Origin of the sequence: Kineococcus vitellinus (assembly GCF_009906315.1) — a bacterium.
In the GTDB taxonomy this organism is placed as follows: Bacteria; Actinomycetota; Actinomycetes; order Actinomycetales; family Kineococcaceae; genus Kineococcus; species Kineococcus vitellinus.
This window is the reverse complement of the sequence record NZ_JAAALL010000093.1, coordinates 1-5,171: the sequence shown is the minus strand read 5'-3', so window position 1 is coordinate 5,171 and position 5,171 is coordinate 1. Positions and strand designations below refer to the sequence as shown.

Sequence of the window (5,171 nt, the reverse complement as noted above, 5' to 3'; positions counted from 1 at the left end):
AGGCGTGCCCGGGGCCCGCCTCACCGGCTCGCGCACCCGCCGGCTGCCCGGGCACGCCTCGTTCTGCTTCGCCGGGGTCGGCGGGGAGGCGGTGCTCGCCGAGCTGGAGGGGCACGGCATCGCCTGCTCCAGCGGTTCGGCCTGCTCGGCGGACTCCGAGGACGCCTCGCACGTGCTGCTGGCCACCGGCCTGGACGCCGACCTGGCCCGCACGGCCGTGCGCTTCACGCTGGGGCCCACGAGCACCGCCGACGACGTCGAGGCGGTCCTGCGGGTCCTGCCCGCCGCGGTCCGCACCGCGGGCGGGCGCTGACCGGCCGCTGACCGGGCGCTGACCGGCCGCCCCGCTGGCCGGCCGGTCAGCCGGTGCGCTCCCGGAGGACCTCCACGGGCACCCGGCCGGTGACGATGGCCTCGGCCACCTCCTCCAGCGGCTGCCCGCTGCCGTAGGCGCGGGCGCGCAGCAGCGCCAGGGCGTCGGTGCCCCGCAGGCCCAGGACCGCGCAGGACAGGCCCACCGCGGCCCACACCCCCCGCCGGTGCCGGGCGCCGGGCGCGTCCTGCCAGGCGGGCCCGGCCGAGGGGTCGTCGGGGTCCACGCCGGCCGCGGTGAGCAGCAGCTGCTCGTGGACCAGCCCGGCCACCACCTGCGCCGCGGCCACCTCGAAGGACGCGGCGAAGCGGGGCCCGGTCGAGTACAGGTCGAGGGCGCCGATGCGCAGCTCGCCCAGGCCCAGCGGCAGCGCCACGATGCTGCGGAAGCGGGTGCGCCGGCGCAGCTCGTCGTGCAGCGCCGGCCAGCGGGCGCGCAGGCTCGCCTCCTCGGCGACCACCGGCTCGGCGTGCTCGAAGGCGGCGAAGCAGGGGCCCTCGCCGACCGTGAACTGCCACTGCTCGGCGCGGGAGGCCGCCGGCTCGCTCGCCCCCAGCGGCACGCGGTCGTCGCTGCCCAGCAGGCTCATGCCGGCCGCGTCGACGGCCAGCACCGCCGTGCAGGCCCTGGCCAGGGCCACCGGCAGCAGGTCCGGGCCCGTGCGGGCCGCGTCGGGCGCCCAGGCGGCGCGGAACTGCTCTGCGATGTCCACGGGTGCTCTCGTCAGCTCCTCCGGCCGGCGTCCCGGGCGGTTCGCTGCACCCTGCGCGACAGCGAACCACGCCGCCGCGGGACGCGCACCCGCTCGAGCCGGGGCGGCCGGGGGCCCGCCTCAGGCGTCGAAGAGCTGCTCGGCCACCTGCTCCCACGGCCCGCCGAGGTAGCGGTGCACGGCGACGCCGCGGGCGCGCGCGCTCCACGGGGAGAAGTCCGCCTCCAGGCGGGCCAGCAGCTCGCGGGCCCGCTCGGGCGGCAGGAAGTTGGCGACGGTGACGTGGGGGCGGAAGCCCTGCGCGTCCTGGCGGCCGAGCCGGCCGGCGAAGGCGGCGGCGATCCGGGCGCGCACGGCGTCCAGCTCGGGTGCGCGCAGCACGAGCGCGACGCCGCGCCCCAGCGAGCGCAGCCCGGTGACCCGCACGTCGAAGGCCGGGCGCCGGCAGGCCTCCCGGACGGCGTCGAGGACCTCGGGCAGCTCCTCGCCGGGCAGCGCGTGGAACATCGTCACGTGCGCGGACAGCTGGTTGCGCTCGGGCGGGAACCAGCGGCGGCGCAGGGCGTCCAGCTCCTGCGCCGCCGCCTCCTCCAGCAGGAGGGTGGCGATGAGCGGGGCGGCGCTCACCGCGTCGCCAGGGCCAGCGCGCTGCCGGCCGCGGAGAGCACGCACGCGGCGGCGAGGGCGAGCGCCGCCGCCCACCAGCGGCGGTCGGGGTGCCCGCCGCGCAGGGCCCGCACGCCGAGCACGAGCACGGCCAGCCCCATGAGCAGCGACAGCGGCCACAGCACGAGCGAGAGCAGCAGCCCCGCTCCGGAGGCGACGAGACCGGCGATCGCCCCGGTGTTCGTCGGCCCGGTGTTCTCCTCCACGGCCCCCACTGTGCCAGCCGGGGCGCCGGCGGCCCGCCCGGGCCGGTCTCCCGGCCGGTGGACCGGCCCGGGCGGGGTCAGCCGACGCCCACGAGCGTCAGCGCGGGCGAGCCGGCGTAGCCCACGGCGCCGAGCCAGCGCTGCCGCGGGTCCAGACCGCTCCAGGCGACCTCGTAGGTGGCGCTCCCGCCCCGGCGCACCGGCAGCGGGTCCGGGGCGGCGCTCAGCGAGCCCTCGGCGTCGGCGGGCGTGAGCACGAACGTCGTGAGCTCGTAGTCGACGGGCAGCCCGCCCGCGGTGGCGGGTGCGTCGACCACGATCTCGTAGTCGCCGGGCGCCGCCACGAGGTCGACGCGCTCGCGCGCGTCCAACGTCGCGGAGGAGCCCACGAGGTCGCCGTCGGCGGTGAACAGGTACAGGTCCAGGTCCGTCCCGGCGGCGGCGGGGTCGGCGGTCAGCTCGAAGCGCGAGGCCACGGCGTCGTCGGGGACGGTGATCGTCCAGGTCGTGGCGTAGCCCTCCTCGATGCTGTCGGCGTTCGCGGCGCCCGGCGCGAACCCGGTGGTCCGCAGGTCCAGGCTGCCGCCGGAGCCCGCGGTGAGGGTCACCGGCAGCTCCCCGGCGGCGCCGGTGCCGTCGACGGCGGCGGGGGCGTCGACGGCCTGCGCGCGCAGCGCGACCGGCGAGCGGACGGTGAGCTCGTCCCCGCCCGTCCACACCAGCTCCCCCGCCGACCACTGCTCCAGGGCGGCGTCGGTGCGGGTGGCGCTGACGCGGAACTGCTTGGTCTGCCCGGCCTCCAGGTGGAGCACGCTCGGGGTGACCCGCACGTCCCAGCCGGGCACCGAGGCGTCGGCGCGGTAGTAGCCGCCCGTCGTCGCGGTCACCCGGCGGGTGAAGGTGCGCTCGCCGACGACGTCGCCGGCCGCGATCGAGGCCTGGTTGAGCTCGCTGGGGTCGATCGCGCCGACCCCGGTGCCGGTCGGCACGCCCGCGCCCTCCAGCCAGCGCAGCCAGTCGACGGGCGTGGAGTCGTAGACCAGGCCCGGCTCCAGCAGCCGGGGCGGGTCGACCACGCCGGCGCCGGCGCCGAAGACGTCCTGGAGCGGCTCGCCGTCCGGGCCGACCAGGCTGCGGGCGGTCGTCGTGAGCGCGGAGCGCACCACCGCCGGCGACCAGTCCGGGTGCGCGGTCCGCACGAGCGCGGCCAGGCCCGCCACGTGCGGGGCGGCCATCGAGGTGCCCGACTGCGGCGCGAAGAGGTCGCGGCCGGTGCGCGAGGCGACGGGCGAGTAGCCGGCCACGATCCCCGAGCCGGGGGCGGCGACGTCGGGCTTGAGGACGTCACCGCCGGCGACGGCCACCGGGCCGCGGGAGGAGAAGCCCGCCAGCTGCGGGACCGGGGTGGGCCTGCCCGTGGTGTTGCCGGCCTCGAAGCGCGCGGTGGCGCGCGGGGTGCGGCCGACGGCGGCGACGAGCCGGCGCCCGGCGGCGGCGTCCAGGTGGACGGTGGGGACGCTGTGCGCGTCCGGCTCGGTGGAGCCGGGCTCGGTGTTCACCAGCACCGCCCCGGCGCCGCCCGCGCGGGCCACCTCGGCGGACTTGGCGACGCGGGGGGTGGCGGAGCGCTCGCAGACGACGATCTTCCCGGCGGCCCGCTCCGGGTCCAGGGTCCCGGCCTCGCAGGTGCGGGCGGCGGCCGCGGCCGCCCCCGGCTCCTTCACCCAGGCCGCCAGCACGATGAACCTCGGGGCCAGGGCCCGCTGCCGCAGCCGCGCGCCGACGAACCTCGTGCCGTCGCCGAGGACGACGGTGCCCTCGCGCAGCACCGACGTGCTCGCCGCGACCGTGGTCACCCAGGGGCTGGCGTGGTCGGTGCTGGAGGCGGCGGGACCGGCGTTGCCCGCGGAGGCGGCGACGAAGACGCCGGCCGAGGCGGCGGACAGGAACGCGATCTCCACGGGGTCGGCCGGGTCGGTGGCCGCCCCGGAGCCGATGGAGTGGTTGATGACGTCCACGCCGTCGGCGACAGCCTGGTCGACGGCGGCGACGAGGTCGGAGGTCTGGCAGCCGTTGAGGCCGGTGTCGGCGGTCCAGCACACCTTGTAGACGGCGAGCGCGGCGGCGGGGGCGATGCCGGTGACCTCCCCGTAGGAGGTGTCGGCGATCGTGGCGGGCACCCCGGAGCGCCCGGCGGCGGTGGTGGCGGTGTGGGTGCCGTGGCCGTCGCTGTCGCGGGGGGAGCGGAACTCCCCGGCCGCGAAGCCGCCGTGGGCGGCCTCGAACCCCTCGGAGAAGGTGCGCGCGCCGACGACCTTGGTGCTGCAGTCCTGCACCGTCCACCCGGGCCCGCTCTCGCAGGCGCCGGTGAACGTGCCGCCGTCGGCCTTGGCGAAGCGGGTGCTGCCGTCGGCGGCCACGGGCAGCGGCTCCCCGGCCACCGAGGGGTGCTCGGGCCACAGCCCGGTGTCGAGGTCGGCGACGACGACGCCGGCGCCCGCCCGCTCCGCGCCGCCCAGGCGCTCCCAGACGCCGCCGGGGCCGGTGAGGCCGAGCTGGTCGGCCGTCGTGCCCGGCGCGCCCGCGCCGTCGGTGGCGCTCGCGCCGGTGGGGGTCGCGCCGGTGGGCGCGGTGGCGCTGCGGGTGGGGTGGCGCTCGACGTCGGGGCTGACGGACAGGACGCCGGGGGTGGCGCGCAGCCTGGCCACCTGCGCCGCGCTGAGGCGGGCCGAGAAGCCGTTGAGGGCGACGGTGTAGCGCTGGCGGGGCGTCGCGCCGACCGAGCGGGCGAGCTGCGCCTGCTCGTCGAGCAGCAGCTCGCGGTAGGCCTGCGTGGAGCGCGCGGTGACGTCGACGCCGCCGGTGGCCGACCTCAGCCGGGGCAGACCGGGCAGGGAGCCGTCGTAGCGGGCGGCGGGGTCCTGGGCGAGCGCGACGACGTACTCGCCCTGCGCGTCCGGGTCCCCCTGCGCGACGGGGTTCGCCACGGGGTTCGCCGCGGGGTTCGCCGCGGGATTCGGCGCGGGGGCGGACGCGCCGGCCGCGCTCGGCGGCACGAGGCCGAGCAGCAGGCCGGTGGCGGCGGCGAGGACGGCGGGCGTGCGGCGGCGGGTGCGACGACGGGGTGGGCGGACGTCCACCGGGCCTCCTCGGCGACGGAGCGAGACGTCACGGTGGGTGTACACGTGGCGACAGTGCGAAGCCAAGCCGGTCC

5 protein-coding genes are annotated in these 5,171 nt (G+C 78.9%); 1 reads left to right on the top strand and 4 read right to left on the bottom strand.

Annotation, left to right across the window (positions count from 1 at the left end; translation table 11 throughout):
• The coding region (locus tag GTQ99_RS25055) for an aminotransferase class V-fold PLP-dependent enzyme (protein WP_240897150.1) at positions 1-313 on the top strand (313 nt) is incomplete at its 5' end.
• A gap of 46 nt (positions 314-359) precedes the next feature.
• Here the strand turns inward: GTQ99_RS25055 and GTQ99_RS10360 are convergent.
• From GTQ99_RS10360 to GTQ99_RS26055, 4 genes are all read right to left on the bottom strand, one after another.
• On the bottom strand, positions 360-1,085 hold the full coding sequence (locus GTQ99_RS10360; protein ID WP_166615656.1) for a GAF domain-containing protein: 726 nt from the start codon (positions 1,083-1,085) through the stop codon (positions 360-362).
• Positions 1,086-1,205: 120 nt separating this feature from the next.
• Entirely contained in the window at positions 1,206-1,712 is a 507-nt protein-coding gene (locus GTQ99_RS10355) for a 2'-5' RNA ligase family protein (RefSeq protein ID WP_166615655.1), read from the bottom strand.
• Positions 1,709-1,957: a hypothetical protein gene (locus GTQ99_RS10350; protein WP_166615654.1), complete on the bottom strand. Its 249-nt coding sequence runs from the start codon at positions 1,955-1,957 to the stop codon at positions 1,709-1,711. The genes GTQ99_RS10355 and GTQ99_RS10350 overlap by 4 nt, the downstream gene beginning before the upstream one ends.
• Positions 1,958-2,034: 77 nt before the next feature.
• Complete coding sequence (locus tag GTQ99_RS26055) at positions 2,035-5,097, bottom strand: S8 family serine peptidase (protein WP_166615653.1); 3,063 nt, start codon at positions 5,095-5,097, stop codon at positions 2,035-2,037.
• Positions 5,098-5,171: the final 74 nt, after the last annotated feature.